At 68.0% G+C, this 19,759-nt stretch carries 17 protein-coding genes; 11 read left to right on the top strand and 6 right to left on the bottom strand.

The window, feature by feature from the left end:
• Nucleotides 1–22: 22 nt before the first annotated feature.
• Nucleotides 23–481, bottom strand: a complete 459-nt coding sequence (locus V6M63_RS23285; protein ID WP_332745797.1) for a DoxX family protein — start codon at nucleotides 479–481, stop codon at nucleotides 23–25.
• Between the two features lie 122 nt (nucleotides 482–603).
• On the opposite strand from V6M63_RS23285, the gene V6M63_RS23280 reads away from it, so the two are divergent.
• Nucleotides 604–1,518 carry a LysR family transcriptional regulator gene (locus tag V6M63_RS23280; RefSeq protein ID WP_332745796.1) on the top strand — a complete coding sequence of 305 codons (915 nt, stop codon included), beginning with the start codon at nucleotides 604–606 and terminating at the stop codon, nucleotides 1,516–1,518.
• Between the two features lies 1 nt (nucleotide 1,519).
• On the opposite strand, the gene V6M63_RS23275 is transcribed toward V6M63_RS23280, so the two are convergent.
• The 4 genes from V6M63_RS23275 to V6M63_RS23260 are packed head-to-tail and all read right to left on the bottom strand — an operon-like array spanning nucleotide 1,520 to nucleotide 5,951.
• Nucleotides 1,520–3,937: a xanthine dehydrogenase family protein molybdopterin-binding subunit gene (locus V6M63_RS23275; protein WP_332745794.1), complete on the bottom strand. Its 2,418-nt coding sequence runs from the start codon at nucleotides 3,935–3,937 to the stop codon at nucleotides 1,520–1,522.
• Complete coding sequence (locus V6M63_RS23270; RefSeq protein WP_332745792.1) at nucleotides 3,934–4,419, bottom strand: (2Fe-2S)-binding protein; 486 nt, start codon at nucleotides 4,417–4,419, stop codon at nucleotides 3,934–3,936. The genes V6M63_RS23275 and V6M63_RS23270 overlap by 4 nt, the downstream gene beginning before the upstream one ends.
• Before the next feature lie 16 nt (nucleotides 4,420–4,435).
• On the bottom strand, nucleotides 4,436–5,299 hold the full coding sequence (locus tag V6M63_RS23265) for an FAD binding domain-containing protein (protein WP_332745790.1): 864 nt from the start codon (nucleotides 5,297–5,299) through the stop codon (nucleotides 4,436–4,438).
• 10 nt (nucleotides 5,300–5,309) lie between these two features.
• Complete coding sequence (locus V6M63_RS23260; RefSeq protein ID WP_332745789.1) at nucleotides 5,310–5,951, bottom strand: CoxG family protein; 642 nt, start codon at nucleotides 5,949–5,951, stop codon at nucleotides 5,310–5,312.
• Between the two features lie 85 nt (nucleotides 5,952–6,036).
• On the opposite strand from V6M63_RS23260, the gene V6M63_RS23255 reads away from it, so the two are divergent.
• From V6M63_RS23255 to V6M63_RS23240, 4 genes are all read left to right on the top strand, one after another.
• Nucleotides 6,037–6,765: a TetR/AcrR family transcriptional regulator gene (locus V6M63_RS23255; RefSeq protein WP_332745788.1), complete on the top strand. Its 729-nt coding sequence runs from the start codon at nucleotides 6,037–6,039 to the stop codon at nucleotides 6,763–6,765.
• Between the two features lie 89 nt (nucleotides 6,766–6,854).
• The gene (locus V6M63_RS23250; protein ID WP_332745787.1) at nucleotides 6,855–7,925 is read left to right on the top strand and encodes a C4-dicarboxylate TRAP transporter substrate-binding protein; all 1,071 of its coding nucleotides are present in this window, start codon (nucleotides 6,855–6,857) and stop codon (nucleotides 7,923–7,925) included.
• A 73-nt stretch (nucleotides 7,926–7,998) separates the two neighbouring features.
• On the top strand, nucleotides 7,999–8,556 hold the full coding sequence (locus V6M63_RS23245; protein ID WP_332745784.1) for a TRAP transporter small permease subunit: 558 nt from the start codon (nucleotides 7,999–8,001) through the stop codon (nucleotides 8,554–8,556).
• On the top strand, nucleotides 8,553–9,881 hold the full coding sequence (locus V6M63_RS23240; protein WP_332745782.1) for a TRAP transporter large permease: 1,329 nt from the start codon (nucleotides 8,553–8,555) through the stop codon (nucleotides 9,879–9,881). Before V6M63_RS23245 ends, V6M63_RS23240 begins: the two co-directional genes overlap by 4 nt.
• A 45-nt stretch (nucleotides 9,882–9,926) precedes the next feature.
• Here the strand turns inward: V6M63_RS23240 and V6M63_RS23235 are convergent, their stop codons facing one another.
• Entirely contained in the window at nucleotides 9,927–11,741 is a 1,815-nt protein-coding gene (locus V6M63_RS23235) for a sigma 54-interacting transcriptional regulator (protein ID WP_442909642.1), read from the bottom strand.
• Nucleotides 11,742–11,994: 253 nt separating this feature from the next.
• On the opposite strand from V6M63_RS23235, the gene V6M63_RS23230 reads away from it, so the two are divergent.
• The 6 genes from V6M63_RS23230 to V6M63_RS23205 form a co-directional block, all read left to right on the top strand.
• A complete protein-coding gene (locus tag V6M63_RS23230) occupies nucleotides 11,995–13,470 on the top strand; it encodes a benzaldehyde dehydrogenase (protein ID WP_332745780.1) in 1,476 nt (491 codons plus the stop codon).
• A gap of 31 nt (nucleotides 13,471–13,501) precedes the next feature.
• Complete coding sequence (locus V6M63_RS23225; protein WP_332745779.1) at nucleotides 13,502–14,269, top strand: coniferyl-alcohol dehydrogenase; 768 nt, start codon at nucleotides 13,502–13,504, stop codon at nucleotides 14,267–14,269.
• A 65-nt stretch (nucleotides 14,270–14,334) separates the two neighbouring features.
• The gene (locus V6M63_RS23220) at nucleotides 14,335–16,023 is read left to right on the top strand and encodes a DUF1302 domain-containing protein (RefSeq protein WP_332745777.1); all 1,689 of its coding nucleotides are present in this window, start codon (nucleotides 14,335–14,337) and stop codon (nucleotides 16,021–16,023) included.
• Between the two features lie 18 nt (nucleotides 16,024–16,041).
• Nucleotides 16,042–17,397: a DUF1329 domain-containing protein gene (locus V6M63_RS23215; protein ID WP_332745775.1), complete on the top strand. Its 1,356-nt coding sequence runs from the start codon at nucleotides 16,042–16,044 to the stop codon at nucleotides 17,395–17,397.
• Nucleotides 17,397–18,560 (top strand): WD40/YVTN/BNR-like repeat-containing protein, encoded by a 1,164-nt coding sequence (locus tag V6M63_RS23210; RefSeq protein ID WP_332745774.1) that lies wholly within the window; start codon nucleotides 17,397–17,399, stop codon nucleotides 18,558–18,560. The genes V6M63_RS23215 and V6M63_RS23210 overlap by 1 nt, the downstream gene beginning before the upstream one ends.
• A gap of 11 nt (nucleotides 18,561–18,571) precedes the next feature.
• Nucleotides 18,572–19,759: efflux RND transporter permease subunit (locus V6M63_RS23205; protein ID WP_442909641.1), on the top strand; the 1,188-nt coding region annotated here is incomplete at its 3' end.

Here is a 19,759-nt window from a genome sequence, read left to right as displayed (position 1 = left end):
GGCGCCGTGTGGTGGATGAATCTCAGTCGGCGCGGCGGGCCAGCGTGGCGTCCACCGAGGCCTTGCCGGCGCCGCTGATGAGCAGCGAAACGGCGGCGGCGAGCAGGGCCAGCGCGAACTCGTAGCCGTTGTTGGCCATGAAGAGGCCCTTGTCCAGGTGCACGGTGGCGATCGCCACCAGCATGGTCACGGCGAGCACGGCGGCGGCCGGGCGCACCAGCAGACCCAGCAGCAAGGCCAGGCCGCCGAAGAACTCGGCGGAGCCGGCCAGCAGCGCCATGAGGTAGCCCGGGCTCAGGCCCAGCGAGTCCATGAACTGGCCCGTGCCTTCCAGGCCGTAGCCGCCAAAGGCACCAAACAGTTTCTGCGCGCCGTGCGCCACAAAGACGATGCCGATGGGAATGCGCAGGGCCAGCGGTGCCCAGCCGGCGCTGGTGGTCAGCAGGCGTTGCAGGGGGGGAGCGGTGGTGACGTTGTTCATGGTGAATTCCTGAAAAAGGGGTTGAGGGTGAATCGATGACTGGACTTTAGAAGTTCCACACCAGAAGATAAACATGATCCAATGAGACTGACTGTTCCGAAAAATGACATAAATGGATCCGGATGGACCGATTTGAAGAAATGCGGGTGTTTGCGGCGGTGGTGGACGCGGGCAGCTTCGTGGGCGCCTCCGACGCGCTGCCCATGTCCAAGGCAGCGGTGTCGCGCCACGTGGCCGAGCTCGAAGCGCGCCTGGGTGTGCGGCTGCTGCATCGAACCACCCGCAAGCTCTCGCTCACGGCAGAAGGCGAGGTGTTTCATGCGCGCTGCAAGGACGTGCTCTCCACCGTGGACGAGGCCGAGGCCGAGATCACCTCGCGCAGCGGCGAGGCCAGTGGCCTGCTGCGCATCAACGCGCCTTTCACCTTCGGCCTGCTGCACCTGGCGCCGCTGTGGGTGGAGTTCATGGCGATGCACCCCAAGGTCACGCTGGACGTGACGCTGTCCGACCGCATGGTCGATCTGGTGGACGAAGGTTTTGATCTTGCGGTGCGCATCGCCCGCCTGCCCGACTCCACCCTCATCAGCCGCCAGCTCACCAGCACCCGCCTGGTGCTGTGCGCCTCGCCCACCTACCTGCGCCAGCACGGCACGCCGCAGCATCCGTCGGAGCTGGTGCACCACGCCGTGGTGGCCTACAGCCTGTTTTCGATGGGCGAGAACTGGGTCTTCACCGGACCCGACGGTCCGGTGGCGGTGAAGGTGTCACCGCGCCTGCGCAGCAACAACGGCGACACCTGCCGCATGGCCGCGCTGCGCCACCTGGGGATCGTGCTGCAGCCCTCGTTTCTGGTGGGGCCCGATCTGCGGGCCGGCACTTTGGTCGAGGTGCTGCCCACGTTCCGTTCGCTGGAACTCGGCGTGTACGCGGTCTACCCCTCGCGCAAGTTCGTCTCGCCCAAGGTGCGCCTGCTGATCGACTTTCTGGCCGAGGCCTTCAAGATGCAGGCCTGGCCGGTGACACCGCCGCCCCCCTGAATCAGCGCACCTTGCCCAGCGCCCGCAACACCTTCTGCGGTGTGATCGGCTGCGAGAACACGTGGGCATCGAACGGTGCGATGGCGTCGTTGATGGCGTTCATCACCGCCGCGGGCGCGCCCGCCGTGCCGGCCTCGCCCGCACCCTTGGCGCCCAGCTTCGAGGTGGCGGTGGGCGTCTGGATGTGGGCCACCTCGATGTCGGGCATCTCGGCCGACATGGGCACGAGGTAGTCGGCCATGCTGGCGTTGACCATCAGGCCACTGTCGTCGTAGAGGCACTCTTCGAGCAGCGCGCCGCCGATGCCCTGCACGATGGCGCCGCGCATCTGCTCGTCCACCAGCATGGGGTTGAGCACGCGGCCGCAGTCTTCCACCGCCCAGTGCCTGAGCAGCTTCACGAAGCCGGTGTCGAGGTCCACCTCCACCCAGGACGCCTGCACGCCGTTGGTGAAGATGAACGGGTAGTCGCGTTGCGCGTAGTGCCGCGTGACCATGAGCTCGGGCGTGAACTCGGCGGGGAGCGTGTCGGAGCGAAAGTAGGCGATGCGGCCCAGCTCGGCCAGCGGCAGCAGCGCTTCGCCGGTGGCGGCGTCGACGATGCGGTCGCGCCGCACCGCCAGGGTGGCGCCGTCGCGCTTGAGGATGACGGCGGCCACCTTCACGATGTTCTCGCGCAGCGCCTGGCCGGCCAGCAGCACGGCCTCGCCGCCAATGCCCGCGCCGCGCGAGGCCCAGGTGCCACCGCCATACGGGGTGGCGTCGGTGTCGCCGGTGACCACGCGCACCTTGGCGATGTCCACGCCCACCGCGTCGGCCGCGATCTGCTGGTAGATGCCCTCCGTGCCCTGGCCCTGTTCGCCCACGCCGATGAGCACGGTGATGTGGCCTTCGGGGTCCAGCCGCACGGTGGCGCCGTCCTGCGAGGCGATGCGCGCGCCGCCCACGCCGTAGAACGCGGCGCTGGGGTTGGTGAGCTCGATCACGGTGGCAAAGCCGATGCCGCGGTGAATGCCCTGCTGTCGCAGCGCGGCTTGCTCGGCGCGCAGCGCGTCGTAGTTCATCAGCTCGCGCAGCTTCTTCAGGCTGGCCTGGTGCGAGAGGATTTCCAGCTTGATGCCCGAGGCCCCGGCGGTGGGGTAGGCGTCGTCGGGGATCACGTTGAGTTCGCGGATCGTCAGCGGGTCCATGCCGATCTTCTGCGCGGCCAGGTCCACCAGCGCCTCGGTCACGGCACAGGCGATCGGGTGGCCCACGCCGCGGTACTGGCAGGTGGGGGTCTTGTTCTGGAACACCACGTCGAGCCTGGCGCGGTAGTGCTTGTGCTTGTAGGGGCCGCCCACCAGGTTGACCACCTGGTTGCCTTCGATCGCGCTGGTGCGCGGGAACATGGAATACGGGCCGATGCCGGTGAGGTCCTCCATGTCGAAGCCGAGGATCTCGCCGTCGCGGTTGACCGCGATGCGCGCCTGGATGTGGTGGTGGCGCGCGTGGATGTCGCTGGTGAAGCTCTCCAGCCGGTCGGCCACGAACTTCACCGGGCGGCCCAGCAGGATGGACAGCGCCACGGTGGCGAAGTCGTCCGGGTAGGCGTGCACCTTGATGCCGAAGGAACCGCCCACGTCCTTGCAGACCACGCGGATCGCGCTGGCCGGCAGGTCGAACTGGCGGCCATAGAGGTCCTGCATCATGTGCGGCGCCTGGCACGAGTGGTGCACGGTCAGGCGCCGGTCGGCCGGGCTCCAGTGCGCGATCTGCGCGCGTGGCTCCAGCGTCACGCCGGTGTGGCGGCCGAACTCGAAGTCGATCGCGGCCACCACGTCGGCGTTGGCGAAGGTCTCGTCGACCTGGCCCACGTCCAGCGTGCGGGTGAAGCACAGGTTGTCGCCCAGTTCGGGGTGGATCAGCGGCGTGGCCGGGTCCAGCGCGGTGCGCATGTCGGTGGCCGCGGGCAACTCTTCCCAGTCCACCTCGATGTAGGCCAGCGCGTCTTCGGCCTCGGCGCGGGTCTCGGCCACCACGGCCACCACCGGCTCGCCCTGCCAGCAGGCGCGATCCAGCGCCAGCGCGTATTGCGGTGCGGACTTCATGCCCGCCAGGTGGCCCAGCGTGGCCACCCAGGGCTTGCAGACCTTGGCCAAGTCATGCCCGTCGGCCACCAGCAGCACGCCGGGCATGGCGCGGGCGAATTCGGCGTTGACCGACTTGATGCGCATGTGCGCCACGGGGCTGCGCCAATAGACCACATGGGCCATGCGGGGCAGCTCGATGTCGTCCAGGTACTGGCCCAGGCCCTGCGTCAGCCGCTCGATGCCGCCGCGCTGCACCGAAGCACCGATGTAGCGTTGGTCGTCGTTGACCGGGGTCAGCGGCCGGCTGTGGTCCACGCCGGGTTCGAGGTTGACGGTATCGCGCTTCATGCGGTGGCCTCCTTGCGTTGTTGCAGCACGTCGCAGATCGCGTCCACGATGGCCTGGTAGCCGGTGCAGCGGCAGTAGTTGCCCGAGATCCATTCACGCACCTCGGCGCGGTTGGCGCCCGGCATCTGCTCCACCAGTTCCTTGGCCGCCATCAACATGCCCGAGGTGCAGAAGCCGCACTGCAGCGCGTTGCGCCGCACGAAGGCCTCTTGCAGGTCGCGGATCACGCCGGACTGGCTCACACCCTCGATGGTCTGCACGCGTGCGCCGTCGGCCTGCACGGCCAGGGTGAGGCAGCCGCGCACGATCTGGCCGTTGAGCTCGACGGTGCAGGCGCCGCACACGCCGTGTTCGCAGCCGAGGTGGCTGCCTTTGAGGCCGAGGTCTTCGCGCAAAAAATCCACCAGATGGGTGCGGGGCTGCACGCTGCACTGGTGCGGCTTGCCGTTGACGGTGACTTTGATCGGGTACAGGTCTGCCATGGTGTTCCTTGGAGGCTCAGGCGCTGGCAGTGGCCACAGTGGGCAACATGCGGTGCAGCAGCACGCCGGCGAGATGCCGCTTGGTGTCGGGGGTGTTGGTCAGGTCGGGCAGCGGGTCGATTTCACTGCGCAGGCTGGCCACGGCTTGCGTCACGGTGGCCAGGTCCAGCGCGCGACCCTCCAGCAGGGCTTCGGTCTGGCGGGCGCGCACGGGCGTGGCGTCCACACCCAGCAGCACGATGCGCAGGTCGTGCAGGGCCGCGCCCTCGCGCCGCGCGGTGGCGGCCAGGCCCACGATGGCGTAGTCGCCGTGGCGGCGCGCCAGCTCGCTGAAGCCGAACCAGTGGTCCGCGCCGGCCAGCGGAATCTCGCAGGCGGCCAGCAGCTCGTCGGGCCGCAGCGCCGTGCTGTAGAGCCCGGTGAAGAAATCGTCGGCCGCGATGCGGCGTTCGCCTTGCGGCCCGCGCGCCACCACCGTGCCGCCCAGCGCCAGCAGGCAGGTGGGCCACTCGGCCGCGGGGTCGGCGTAGGCGATGGAGCCGCCCCAGGTGCCGCTGTTGCGGATGGCGCGGTGCGCGATGTGGGGCGCGGCCGCCTTGAGCAGCGGGGCGTGGCGCGCCACCAGCGGGCTGAACTCGATGTCGGTGTGCGTGGCCAGCGCGCCGATGCGCAGCACCTGGCCCTGCACGCTGATGCCGCGCAAGGATTCGATGCCGGTGATGTCGATCACCAGTTGCGGCTCGGACAGGCGCATGTTCAGGGTGGCCATCAGCGTCTGGCCGCCGGCGAGCAGGCGGGCGTCGTCGCCGTGTTCCTGCAGCAGGGCAATGACCTGGTCGATGGAGGCGGGTTTGACGTAGTCGAAGGCGGCGGCTTTCATCGGGCGGTCCTCAAGCAGTCAACAGCGAAGCGATCCACACGCCGAAGCCGGTGGACAGGGACCCGAGCACGAACCACAGCACGCGCACGCCTTCGCCGCTGGCGGCGGGCTGGGGTGCGTGGACGGTGCGCGGCACGAAGGCGGGCTGCGGCGCAGCGGTGGCGCTTGCCGCGGTTTCCGCGGGCGCTGCTTCAACAGCCTCCACCACCGGCACACCCACCATCTGTTCGTTGAACGCGGTGAAGAACTGGTCGGCCATCTGCTTGGAGGCTGCGTCGATCATGCGGCCGCCCACCTGGCCCAGCTTGCCGCCGATGGCGGCCTGCGCGGTGTAGCGCAGGCGTGTGCCACCGGCCTCGTCGGTGAGTTCAACGTTCGAGTGGCCCTTGGCCATGCCGGCCGCGCCGCCCGAACCCTGAAAGCGCAGCACGCAGCCTTCGTTGGCGCGGATGTCTTCCATGCGCACATGGCCCACGAAGCGCGCACGCACCGGGCCGATCTTCACGGCCACGCGGGCGGTGCGCTCGGTCGGGCTGGTGGCTTCCATGGCTTCGCAGCCGGGAATGCAGCGCGTCAGGATCTCCGGGTCGTTGAGCCCGGCCCAGACCTTCTCGCGGGGTGCGCCGATCAGGATGTCTCCAGTCAATTCCATGCCTTGAATCCTCGGGTTTTCACGGGTGTTTTTGTTTACCAGTCGGTTAACAATGGTACGAATCATTGACCCGTTGGTAAATAGCATGCGCATCCAGACAAACCCTGACAAGGCCAGGAAGGCTCAAAAGCCAGCACCGGAAGCCCCGGCACGCAGGCGCATGGGCGTGGTCGAGCGCGAGCGCCAGATCCTCGACGGCGCGATCCAGTTCTTCTCGGTGCACGGATTCAATGGCCAGCTGCGCGACCTGGCCAAAAGCATCGGCGTGACCCACGCCCTGCTCTACCACTACTTCCCCACCAAACAGGCGCTGGTTGACCGCGTCTATCTCGAAGTGTTCGAAGGCCGCTGGCGCGCCGAATGGGATGCGCTGCTGGACGACCCCGACATGGCGGTGGAAGACAAGCTCACCGCCTTCTACTGGGAGTACGTGACGATCACGCTCTCGAAGGAGTTCGTGCGCATCCTGGTGTTCTCGGGCCTGACCGACCACACCATCACCGACCGCTTCTTCGCCATGCTGCGCGCGCGCCTGTTCCCGCGCCTGATCCGCGAGACGCGCCGCTTCCGCGGCCTGGTCAGCCGCGCCAAACCCAGCGAGCGCGAGATGGAGCTGCTCATGGGCCTGCACGGCGGCTTCTTCTACATCACCATGCGCCGCTGGATCTACGCGCAGGACGTCTACAGCGAAAGCGCCCACGAGGGTTACGACGAACAGCTGGTGCGCGACCGCGTGCGCGCCTACCTGCACGCCAGCCGCGATCAGTTTGCCGACACCACCGGGAGCACGCGCAAGCGCCCGTCCCAACGCTGACCCACCCTTTTGATGAAGCTGGTGCGGGGGCACCGGCGCCCTGCCCACCCGGCTGAAAGCTCAGCCATGACACCCACCGAGGAGACAACATGCAACTCAAGAGAATCGCCGTCGCGGCCCTGATCGCCATGGGCGCCACGCTGGCCACCGGATCCGCCATGGCGCAGCAGCGCGTCACGGTCAACATCGGCTCCAGCCACCCCACCACCAACATCTGGGCCTTCGCGATGAAGGAAGTGTTCCAGCCCGAGGTGGACCGCCTGCTGAAGGAAGGCGGCGCCAAGTACGAGGTGCGCTGGCGCGAGAACTACGGCGGCACGCTCTACAAGTTCACCGACACCCGCGCTGCCGTGCGCGACGGCATCGTGGACGTGGGCATGGTCGGCACGGTGTGGGAGAACTCCGCCATGCCGCTGCAGAACGTGACCTACTTCACCCCCTTCGCCACCACCAACCACGAACAGCTGATCGAGATCTTCGACAAGCTCAACGCCAGCGTGCCCGCCCTGCGCGACAGCTGGGCCGCCCAGAACATGGTGCCGTTGTCCTCGCTGATCACCGACAGCTACGACATCTACGCCACCTTCCCGGTGAAGGACATGGCCAGCCTGAAGAACAAGCGCATCAACGCGCCCGGCACCTCGGCCAACTGGTTGCGCGAGACCGGCGCCACCCCGGTGGACGGCGCGCTGACCACCTACTACACCAACATCCAGACCGGTGTGACCGATGGCGCGCTGTCGTTTGCCAGCGGCATCGGCCCGGCCCGCGTGTACGAAGTGGCGAAGAACCTGACCCGCATCGACATCGGAGCCATGTACTTCGGCAGCGTGGCGGTGAACAAGAAGGTGTTCGACGGCCTGCCCAAGGACGTGCAGGACGCGATGCTCAAGGCCGGCAAGGCCACCTCGATCGCGCACGGCAAACACGTCACCAAGACCGCCAATGCCGCGCTGGACACCATGAAGGCCGCCGGCCTGCAGATCACCGACCTGCCCCAGGCCGAGAAGGCCAAGTGGGTCAACAGCCTGCCCAACATCGTGGCGCCCTGGCTGCAAGGCACGGGTGAGGCGGGCAAGCAGGTGCTCAAGGCGTACTTCGACGAGTTGCGCGCGCGTGGCGTGAAGCCCCTGCGCGACTGGGATCTGCAGAACCGCTGACCGCCCCCCTTGTCCACCCGGTGGCGCCGACGCGTTGCCGGGTGGTGTGTCTCTCCGCTTTCACAGGTGACCTGTGCACAACGAACCCGACTTCGCCAGCGAAACCCCAGCGGTGGCCGGCCTCGCCAACCCGCTGCAGGGCGTGGCCAACGTGCTGGCCGCCGTGGGCACGGTGTGGATCTTCCTCATGATGCTGCTGATCGTGGCCGATGTGCTGGGCCGCAACTTCTTCGACGCGCCCATCACCGGCGTGGCCGAATTCGCCGCCCGCTCGGTCGCCTCCATCGTCTTCCTGCAGCTGGCCGCGGCCGTCTGCTCGGGCCGCATGACCCGCAGCGACTTCCTGCTGCGCATCATCGGCAAACGCTCGCCAGCCACCTTCAAGGCGCTGGAGGTGTTCAACGTGGTCATTGGCGCACTCCTCTTTTTCGCGCTGGCCTTCATCGCCTGGCCCGAGCTCACCGAAGCCATGAAGATCAAGGAGTACTTCGGCGTGCAAGGCGTCTTCACCGTCGTCACCTGGCCGTTCCGTGCCCTCATCGTGCTGGGCTCGGTGGTGGCTGCCGTGGCCTATCTCGCCTGCATTCCTTCGCTGCTGCGCCAGCCACCGTCCACCGGAGCACAGGCATGAGCGAACTGGCCATGGGCGGGCTCCTGATCGGAGCCCTGGTATTCCTCGTGTTGATCGGCCTGCACATCGCGGTGGCTCTCACGGCCGTGGGTTTTGCCGGCATCTGGCTGATTCGCGAAGACGTCGACATGGCCATGCGCCTGTTGTACCTCTCGGCCTACAACGGCGTGGCCGACTACATCTTCGCCACCATTCCGCTCTTCGTGCTGATGGGGCTGCTGGTCTCGATCTCCAACGTCGGCAAGGACACGTTCGATGTGGCCGAAACCCTGCTGCGCCGCCTGCGCGGCGGTCTGGGCGTGGCCACCGTGGCGGCCAACACCGTGTTTGCCGCCGTCACCGGCGTGTCCATCGCGTCTGCCGCCGTGTTCACCCGGGTCGCCGTGCCCGAGATGGTGACGCACGGCTACCGCGCCAGCTTTGCCGCCGGCACGGTGGCCGGCAGTTCGGTGCTGGGCATGATGATCCCGCCCAGCCTGCTGCTCATCATCTATGGCGTGCTGGCCGAGCAGTCCATCGGCACCCTGTTCATCGCCGGCATCATCCCCGGCTTCGCCATGGCCGCGGCCTTCGCCGCCATGATCATGCTGATGGCCCGCTTCACACCCGGCCTGGTGTTCGACCTCAAGCGCCAGGCCCAGCTAGCCGCCGAACGCAGCACCGCGCGCCTGCTCACCACCACCGAGATGCTGGCCAGGCTGGTGCCCATTGCCGCGCTGGTGGCGCTGGTGCTGGGCGGTCTGTACTCGGGCTTCTTCACGCCCACCGAAGCCGGCGGCGTGGGCGCTTTCGGCGCCTTCATCATCGCCATCCTGCGGCGCAAGCTGGGCGGTGGCAACCTGTGGCGCGTGCTCACCGAAACCGGCGCGGTGTCGGTGGGCATCCTGATCCTGCTGGTGGCGGCCGGCTTCTACAGCCGCATGCTGTCGGTGGCCGGCGTGCCCATGGCCATCAGCGATCTGGTACAGGACGCAGGCCTCGGCCCTTACGGCTTCCTGTTTCTGTACGTGGTGATCCTGCTGTTGCTGGGCATGATCCTGGACTCCAGCTCCATCCTGCTGATCATGACCCCGGTGGCGGTGCCGATCGCGGCGGGTCTCGATTTCAACCTCATCCACTTCGGCATCATCACCGTCATCGCGGTGGAGATCGGCTTGCTCACACCGCCCTTCGGCATCTCGGTGTTCACCGTCAAATCCACCCTCAACGATCCCCGGGTGTCGGTGGAAAGCATCTTCGCCGGCACCCTGCCGTATGTGGCCGTGATGCTGATCGTGCTGCTGCTGATTGCCGTCTTCCCGCTCATGGCGCTGGCCTTGATCTGAGACGCCAGGCCCATCCGCCCAAGACAGCGGTGCGGGGACTTCCGATCAGACGGTCAGACCGAATTTCCTCGCCCGGTAGGCCACGGTCGCGCGGCTGACGCCGAGGTCGCGCGCCGCGGCCGCGAGGTTGCCCCCCCTGCGGCGGATGGCCTGGCGCAGCAGCGCCAGTTCGGCCTGCTCCAGCGCACCGCTCTTCGGAACGCCCGTCGCTTCGTCCGGCGCGGGTGGTGTGCGGGACCCCAGCAGGCTCAGCGTGGCGGGACCGCCATCGCGCCAGGCCAGCGAGAGCACGTCCTGCGCAAGCGACTCGCCGCTGCTGAAGATGTGGTGCACATCGATGGCTTCGCCGTCGCTCACCAGAATGACGCCGCGCTCCACCAGGTTCTGCAGCTCGCGGATGTTGCCCGGGAACGCGTAGTTGTACATGGCCTTCACCGCGGCCTGGCTGAAGCCCGCCACCTGGCGGTGGTGGCGCTTGTTGTAGTGCCCCAGAAAGTGGCTCATCAGCAGCGGGATGTCGTCGCGCCGGTCGCGCAGCGGGGGCAGGTGGATGGGGAAGACGTTGAGGCGGAAGAACAGGTCTTCGCGAAACCGCCCTTCGCGCACCGCCTGGCGCAGGTCCACGTTGGTGGCCGCGATCACCCGCACATCGACACCGATGGCTCGTGTGCCGCCCACGCGCTCGATCTCGCCCTCCTGCAAGGCGCGCAGCAGCTTGCCCTGGGCCACATAACTCAGGGTGCCGACCTCGTCCAGGAACAGCGTGCCACCATGGGCGCGCTCGAAGCGGCCTGGGCGGGAAGCGCCGGCGCCGGTGTAGGCGCCCCGCTCCACGCCGAAGAGTTCACTTTCCATGAGGGTCTCGGGGATGGCCGCGCAGTTGATGGCCACGAAGGGCTTGTCCTTGCGCGGGCTGATGCGGTGCAAGGTGCTGGCGAACATCTCCTTGCCCACGCCGGACTCGCCGGTGAAGAGCACGGTGGCGGTGGTCGGCGCCACGCGGTGGAGCATGTGGCAGGCCGCGTTGAACGACGAGGAGGTGCCCACCATGCTCTGCTCGGCGCCGGGGTTGGCCGCCGCATACGCCTGCAGATCGACCACCGGCACCGAGCCGCCCTCCGCTGCGGAGGCACCCACAAAGGCCTGCGCATTCAGGTAGCGCAGGTCCTGCTGCACGTCGTCCCAGTGTTCGGCCGATTTGCCGATGACGCGGCAGTGGGCGTCACCTGAGGACCGGCAGTTCAGTTCGCGAAAAACGATCAGCCGCCCGAACAGCGTGCTCACATAACCGGTGGCATAGCCCACCTGCATCCAGCAGGCGGGTGAGCCGCCCACGCCATAGGCGGCGATGTGCTCGTCGTCCTCACTGGAGTTGTGCCAGAGGAATTCGCCTTCGTAGACACCAGTGACCGCGTCGTAGGCCGCGTGCACCAGTTCCACCTGGACCACGCCCTCCAGCGCATGCAGGCGCGTGCCCGCCATCGCGGCAGCCGGTGGGTCGGCGTCGGGCCACTGCTGGCGCACCAGTTGCGCGTCGCGCGCACCACTGACGTAACCCGCGCGCGTGAGCAGACCCCGCGCGGTGTCCAGGCCGATGCTGTCGATGAGTTCGCGGCGCAACGAGCCCAGCGACTCCGAATGCAACAGCACCATGCGCTGGTCCTGCAGCCAGATGCGGCCGTCCCCCGGTGAGAAGAACAGGCACTCGCTCAGGTCGGCCACCGTGGGATGCGCCTGCTGGCTGATGCCGCTGGTGTCGAACCCGGCCATCACCAGATGCCCGGGTTCGGCCCGGTGTCCGTCTTTGCTGCTGTTCGCGATGCGGGCCAGATCGGCCAGGGAAATGCGTTGTTTGGACATGGCGAACATCAATAAATGGATGTTTTGATGAAATGTGAACATCAAATTTGTTGATTGATAGTAACTTTTTTAAGTCCTCAGCAGGCCATTCAGACCCGCATGGACCCCCTAGGGAAAGTCCTGATCGGCTCCTCTGAAAAAACGCGGAAATGCCGACCTCCAGACCGGGATGCCGGCCCGCGCTGGTACGCCCGTTGCGAAACCTGTTGCAGCCGCCGTGTGGCGTGCATGAACGATCAACAGGAGCAAAACAATGGGTGTTTCCGAAAATCCGGTCTGGCTCGACAACCGCCTCACGTCCGGCAAGGCCTTCGACGGCACGTGGTCCACCGCGCTCGCCAGCGTGCGCGATGTGAAGGAACCGGCCACCGGCCAGGTGCTTTCGCAGGTGGGCATCGCCAGCGCGGCCGACATGCGCGCCGCCATCGGCCGGGCACAAGCGGCCCAGCCCGCCTGGGCCGCCATGGGGCCTCGCGAACGTTCGGCCGTGTTCCACCGCGCCGCCGCGCTCTTCCAGCAACACTTCGCCGAGCTCGCCATGGCCGTCGCCCGCGAGACCGGCGGCATCGTGCCCAAGGGCCAGCACGAGGTCAACGAGTCCATCACGCTGTGCCACCTGGCCGCCGCCCTGCCCATGCAGGCCCAGGGCCAGGTGCTGCCCGCCGCGGCCGGCCGGCTGTCGTTCGCGCGGCGGGTGCCGCACGGCGTGGTGGGCGTGATCTCGCCGTTCAACTTTCCGCTGATCCTGAGCCTGCGCGCGGTGGCCCCGGCGCTGGCACTGGGCAATGCGGTGGTGCTCAAGCCCGACACGCGCACCCCCGTGAGCGGCGGCTTCATCATTGCCCGCGTGTTCGAAGAAGCCGGCCTGCCGGCGGGCGTGCTGCAGGTGCTGCCGGGCGACGCCGAAGCCGGCGAGGCGCTGGTGGTCGACCCGCGCGTGCCCATGATCGCCTTCACCGGTTCGCCCGCCGTGGGCCGGCGCATCGGCGCGCTGGCCGGTGAACACCTGAAGAAGGTGTCGCTGGAGCTGGGGGGCGCCAACAACCTGATCGTGCTGGAAGACGCCGACCTCGATGCCGCGGCCAGCGCCGCCGCGTTCGGCGCCTGGTTCCACCAGGGCCAGATCTGCATGGCGGCCAACCGCATCCTGGTGCACGAGTCCATCGCCGACGGCTTCAAGGCGCGCATGGTCGGCAAGGCCACGCACCTGCCGGTGGGCGACGGCGCCAGTGGCCAGGTGGCCCTGGGTCCGATGATCGACGCCAGGCAGTTGAAGCACTTCGATGACGTCATCCAGGACAGCATCAGGCAGGGCGCCGTGCTCGAAGCCGGTGGCACCCATGAGGGCCTTTTCTACCAGCCCACCGTGCTCTCGGGCGTGAAGCCCGGCATCCGCTCGTTCGACGAAGAGCCCTTCGGCCCGGTGGTCAACCTGGTCACGTTCCGCACCGACGACGAGGCCGTGCAACTGGCCAACACCAGCCAGGGTGGCCTGGCCGCCGCGGTGATCAGCCCCTCGATCGGCCGCGCCATGGCCATCGGCCAGCGCCTGCGCGCCGGCATGGTCCACATCAACGACCAGACCGTCTGCGACGAGTGCACCAACCCCTTCGGTGGCCCCGGCATCGGTGGCAACGGCGGCAGCGTGGGCGGCCCGGCCGACATCGATGAGTACACGCAGTGGCAGTGGATCACGGTGAAGGACGCCCCACCCGCGTTCCCGTTCTGACCTCGACCCACAACACCAGGAGACAACGCACATGACGCTCGCCAACAAGACCATCGTTGTCACGGGCTGCGGCTCGGGCATCGGTTCGGACTTCGCCAAACTCGCCCGCCTGCAAGGCGCGCGCGTGATCGGCGTGGACCGCAACGACCCCATGCTCACGCTGGACGGTTTCGTCAAGATCGACCTCGGCGACCCCGCTGCCATCGATGCGGCCATGACCCAGCTGCCCGTGCACATCGACGCGCTGGCCAACATCGCCGGCGTGCCCGGCACGGCGCCCGCCGAGCTGGTGGGCCAGGTCAACTACCTGGGCCTGCGCCACTTCACGCAGCGCGTGATGGAGCGCATGACCGAGGGCGGCTCGGTCGTCAACGTCTCGTCCATCCTGGGCGCCGAATGGCCGGCCCGGCTGGAGCTGCACCGCGAACTGGGCGCCACCCCCAGCTTCGAGACCGGCGCCGCCTGGCTCGCGAAACACCCGGTGCCGCAGGACACCTGCTACCAGTACTTCAAGGAAGCCCTGATCGTCTGGACCTACACCCAGTCGCAGAAGCAGTTCCTGGCGCGCGGCGTGCGCATGAACTGCGTGGCCCCCGGCCCGGTGTTCACGCCCATCCTGGGCGACTTCGTGCAGATGCTGGGCCACGAGCGCGTGGAAAAAGACGCCCACCGCATGAAGCGCCCCGCCTTCAGCGACGAGGTGGCCCCGGTGATCGCCTTCCTGTGCAGCGACGCGTCGCGCTGGGTCAGCGGCATCAACCTGCCGGTCGACGGCGGCCTGGCCTCGACCTACATCTGATCAGAACAAAGGGCATCCATGACATGCCCCCGACCGAGCCCCCCACCCACAACGAGGAGACAAGCATGCAAAGAAACTTCACCGCCCACCGACACCATGCGCTGGCCCTGGCCTGCGGCCTGGCCTGTGCGCTGCCCGCCTTCGCGATCGAACTGAAGTCGGACGACCCCGACACCAGAATGCGGCTCGACTTCACGCCCAAGGTCAGCCTGGCCTACCGGCTCAAGGACCCCTCGGCCGTGCTGACCTCGCCCGCGGCGCGCGGCGATGGTGGCGTGACCAACGAGAACGACGGCGACCTCAATTTCGGCAAAGGTGTGGTGTCCAACCGCCTGGACCTGCTCACCGAGTTCGACTACAGCCGTCGCAACTGGGGCCTGCGCTTCAGCCACGCGGCCTGGTACGACTCGAAGTACCTGGGCCGCAACGACAACCCGGGCACGATGGGCGTGAACAACCAGCCGGGCCAGGCGGCCAACGCGTTCATTCCGGCCACGCGCAGCCAGCACGGCCGTGGTGGCGAGGTGCTCGACGCCTTCGTCTTCGCCAAGGGTTCGCTCGGCGACCTGCCGGGCTCGATCCGCATTGGCAAACACGCCCTGCAGTACGGTGAAAGCCTGTTCTTCGGACAGAACGGCATTGCCGCGGCCCAGGGCCCGGTGGACGTGGCCAAGATCGTCTCGGTGCCCAACTGGCAGTTCAAGGAAGTGCTGCTGCCGGTGGAGCAGATCTCCGGCACCCTGCAGGTGAGCAACAGCGTGACGCTGGGTGGCTACTACCAGCTCAAGTGGCGGCCCAGCAAGATCCCGGGCGTGGGCAGCTACTTCTCGAACCAGGACTACATCGGTGGCGGCCAGGTGTTCTTCGGCCCACCGCTGCCACCGGTGCTGGTGACCGACAACAGCAAGGACCAGTTGCCGGGCAACAGCGGGCAGTTCGGCGCCCAACTGCGGTGGTCGCCCGCGGGCAGCGACTACGAGTTCGGCTTCTACGCGGCGCGCTACCACGACAAGACCCCCGCGGTGCCGGTGTTCGATCTGATCAACGGCAACGCGCACAGGGTCTACGCCAAAGGCATCAAGACCCTGGGGGCGAGCGTGACCTCGTCCATCGGCCAGCTCAACTGGGCGCTCGAAGGTTCGGTGCGCGCCGATGCGCCTCTGACCAACGACCCGGCCGTGCTCGGTGGCGCGCCCTTCATGCCGCCGGCCAACTGCAGCGGCGACGCCAGCAACCCCTGCTACGCCATCGGCAAGACGGCACACCTGAACCTCTCAGGCATCTATGTGCTCAACAAGTCGGGCCTGTGGGACGGTGGTGCCCTGGTGGCCGAACTGGCCTGGAACCGCCTGCTCAGCGTGACCCGAAACCCCAGCGCGGTGGGCTTTGGCGGGCTCGACCCGAACACCACCCGCGACGCCCTCGCCTTTCGCATGATCTTCGAGCCTCAGTACTTCCAGGCACTGCCCGGTCTGGACCTGTCGATCCCGATCGGCCTGGGCTACAACTTCGGCGGTCGCTCCTCGGCCATCTTCAACTTCGCCGGCGGCGCCAGCAACGCGGGCGACCTGAGCATCGGCATCAAGGGCAAGTACCAGAACGCCTGGAACTTCGGCCTGAGCTACACGACGTTCTTCGGCACGGAGAACACCTTCACCGTGGCCGACCCGAGAACCCCGACCCGCATGCTGTCCTTCGGTCAGTCCCTCAAGGACCGCGACTACCTCTCGCTCAACGTCTCCCGGACTTTCTGAACCTCCCGCACACACCCCATGAAAACCACACAACATTCCCTGGTCCTGGCCGCCATGATGGCCGTCACCCTCCCCGCTCTGGCCGCGGTCGGCGCGGATGAAGCCGCCAGGCTCAAGTCCAGCCTGACGCCGGTGGGCGCAGAAAAAGCGGGCAACAAGGCCGGCACCATCCCGGCCTGGGACGGTGGCCTCACCAAGGCCCCCGCGGCCTACCGCAACGGCGACGCGCGCCCCGACCCCTTCGCCGCCGACAAGCCGCTGCTGTCGATCAGCGCGAAGAACATGGCCGAACACGCCGACAAGCTCACCGACGGTGTGCAGGCGCTGATGAAGAAGCACCCGGACTTCCGCATCGACGTCTACCCCACGCGGCGCAGCGCCGCCATGCCGCAGTTCGTGTACGACAACACGTTTTTGAATGCCACCCGGGCGAAGACGGTGGAACAGGGCCATGGCGTGGAAGGCGCCTACGGTGGCATTCCTTTTCCCATTCCCAAAGACGGCTACGAGGCCATCTGGAACCACCGCCTGGCCTGGCGCGGTGGCAACTACACCATGCCGGTGCGCGTGTGGGTGGTGACCGCCGACGGCCAGCGCAGCATGGCCTCGGGCGGTGTGCAGACCATCAGCCAGACCTACTACGACAAGGGTGGCAGCCTGGACAAGTTCGACGGCTTCTACCAGTTCGGCAAGTTCGTGGCCAACGCCCCGGGCTCCAAGGCCGGCGAAGCGATCCTGGCGCACGACGGCGTCAATGCATCGGCGCCGCGCGGCCTGTGGCAGTACCTCGTGGGGCAGCGCCGCGTGCGCAAGGCCCCCTCGGTGGCCTACGACACGCCCGACTCGGTGACCTCGGGCATCGGCCTGTTCGACGAAGCCTTCAACCTGTTCGGCCCGATCGACAAGCACGATCTGAAGCTGGTCGGCAAGAAGGAGGTCTACATCCCCTACAACAACAACCGCGCCGCCGCCGCCAAGGTGGACGATCTGGTGACGCCGGGCACGCTCAACCCGGCGCAGGTGCGCTGGGAACTGCACCGGGTGTGGGAAGTCGAGGCCACGCTGGCCGCGGGCAAGCGCCACGTGGTGCCCAAGCGCAAGTACTACATCGACGAAGACTCCTGGCAGATCGTGCTGTTCGACGGCTGGGACGCCAAGGGGCAGCTCTGGCGCACCAACTATTCGCTGATGCTCACCGCGCCCGACATCCCGGCCGTGACCAGCTTCGTGATGTGGGGCGGCTACGACCTGCAGACCGGCGCCTACTACCTGAACATGGCCTCCAACGAACTGCCCCGGCAGTACGAGGTCACGCCGCCGATGGCGCGCACGGTGTTCAGCCCCGAGTCGCTGGCCAACGAGGGCGGCCGGTGATGGCTCCCCCCCGAAGCGCCTTCGGCGCCTCCCCCCCAGGGGGGCGCCACCTGCGGCCCGGCGAAGCCGGTTCCGCGGTGGCCCTGGTATCGGCTGCACGCCGCCGCGCCATCGCGGGGCTGGCGGGCTGGGCCGTGGCGGGCCTGCTGCCCGCCAGCGCCCGCGCGGCGCAGACCGCTGCGGCCCCGGCCGCGCTCTCGCGCCCGGCCCTGATGAGTCCCAAGGCGCTGGGTGCCGCGATGCTCGCGGTCACGCGGGCCGGCAGCCGGCTGGTGGCCGTGGGCGAGCGCGGCACGGTGCTGCTGTCGGACGACCACGGCCAACACTGGCGGCAGGCGGCCGTGCCGGTACAGGTGACGCTGACCTGCGTGAGCTTCGCCGACGAACGCCACGGCTGGGCCGCCGGTCATCTGGGCACCATCCTGCACAGCGACGACGGTGGCCTGAGCTGGCGCAAGCAGCTCGACGGCATCGCCGCCGCCGCGCGCGTGGCCGAGGCCGCGCGCGCATCGGGCGACACCGCGGCCCTCGCCGATGCACAAGCCCTGGTGGACGAAGGCCCGGACAAACCTTTCTTCGACCTGAGCTTCATCGACGCGCGGCGCGGCTTCGCCGCGGGCGCCTACGGCCTGCTGTTCGCCACGGTGGACGGCGGCCAGACCTGGCAATCGCGCTCGGCGCGAGCGGCCAACCCGCAGGGACTGCACCTCTATGGCCTGCGCGCCACCGCCAGCCAACTGGTGGTGGCCGGCGAGCAGGGCCTGCTGATGCGTTCGGTGAATGGCGGCGCCAGCTTCTCGGCCCTGCCCTCGCCCTACAAGGGCAGCTTCCTCGGGCTGCTGCAGACCCCAGGTGGCCAGTTGATCGCCCACGGCCTGCGCGGCTCGGCCTACCGCGCCGGCCCCGACGCCGCTCGCTGGGAGCGGCTGGACAGCCAGACCACCGCCACGCTGGGCGCCAGCGCCGTGCTGCCCAACGGCGGCTTCGTGCTGGTCAGCCAGGTGGGCGAGGTGTTTGCCGCGCCGCCCGACGCCTCCACCCTGCGCCGCCTGCCGGTGCGCGAAGCCCTGCCCATCGCCGGCGCCGTCCTGGCCGCCGACGGCGCCCTGGTGCTGGCCAGCCTGCGCGGCATGCGCCGCCTGGCCTCATTGCCCATCGAGTGAACCCTGTTCCCATGAACCACGATTCCCCCCTCGACGCCCAGCCCGTCGTCACACGGCTGGAGGACTTCGACCCGGCATCGGGCTCTTCCATCGAACGCGCCTTCTTCAACCACCGCCCCTGGGTGCTGCTGCTGAGCCTGCTGCTCACCCTGGTGCTGGGCTGGCAGGCCACACGGCTGCAGCTCAACGCCAGTTTCGAGAAGACCATTCCCACCGGCCACCCCTACATCGCCAACTACCTCGCGCACAAGGGCGACCTGGCCGGGCAGACCAACGCGCTGCGCCTGGTGGTGCAAGCCAAAGAGGGCACCATCTTCGACCCGCGCTACCTGGAGACGCTGCAGAAGATCAGCGACGAGATCTTCCTGCTGCCCGGGGTGGACCGCCCGTTCATGAAATCGCTCTGGACCTCCAACACACGCTGGGTGGCCGTGACCGAAGAAGGCCTGGACGGCGGACCGGTGATCCCCGATGCCTTCGACGGCTCGCCGCAAAGCCTGGCCGAACTGCGCGCCAACGTGGAGCGCTCGGGCGAGATCGGCCAGCTGGTGGCGGGCGATTTCAAGTCCAGCATCGTCTTCGTGCCGCTGCTGGACCACAACCCCGAGACCGGCCAGGCGCTGGACTACGGCGAGCTGTCGCGCCAGATCGAGGCGCTGCGCGCGCGCTACGACAGCGACACGCTGCAGATCCGCGTGACCGGTTTTGCCAAGGTGGTGGGCGACCTGATCGAAGGCCTGCAGCAGGTGCTGCTGTTCTTCCTGCTCGCGCTGGCCATCACCACGGCCCTGCTGTACGGCTACACGCGCTGCCGGCGCAGCACGGCGCTGGTGGTGGCGTGCTCGCTGGTGGCGGTGGTCTGGCAGTTCGGCGTGCTCGCGTTGCTGGGCTTCGAGCTCGACCCGTATTCGGTGCTGGTGCCGTTCCTCGTGTTCGCCATCGGCATGAGCCATGGCGCGCAGAAGATGAACGGCATCATGCAGGACATCGGGCGCGGCACGCACCGCGTGGTGGCCGCGCGCTACACCTTCCGCCGCCTGTTCGTGGCCGGGCTGACCGCGCTGCTGTGCGACGCGGTGGGCTTCGCGGTGCTGTTCATCATCCAGATCAAGGTGATCCAGGACCTGGCGCTGATCGCCAGCATCGGCGTGGCCATGCTGATCGTGACCAACCTGCTGCTGCTGCCCATCCTGCTGTCC

Origin of the sequence: Hydrogenophaga sp., from assembly GCF_036675665.1 — a bacterium.
Lineage (GTDB): Bacteria > Pseudomonadota > Gammaproteobacteria > Burkholderiales > Burkholderiaceae_C > Hydrogenophaga.
Note: the sequence above shows the minus strand (reverse complement) of the source record. Positions and strands in the feature narration are given on the sequence as shown.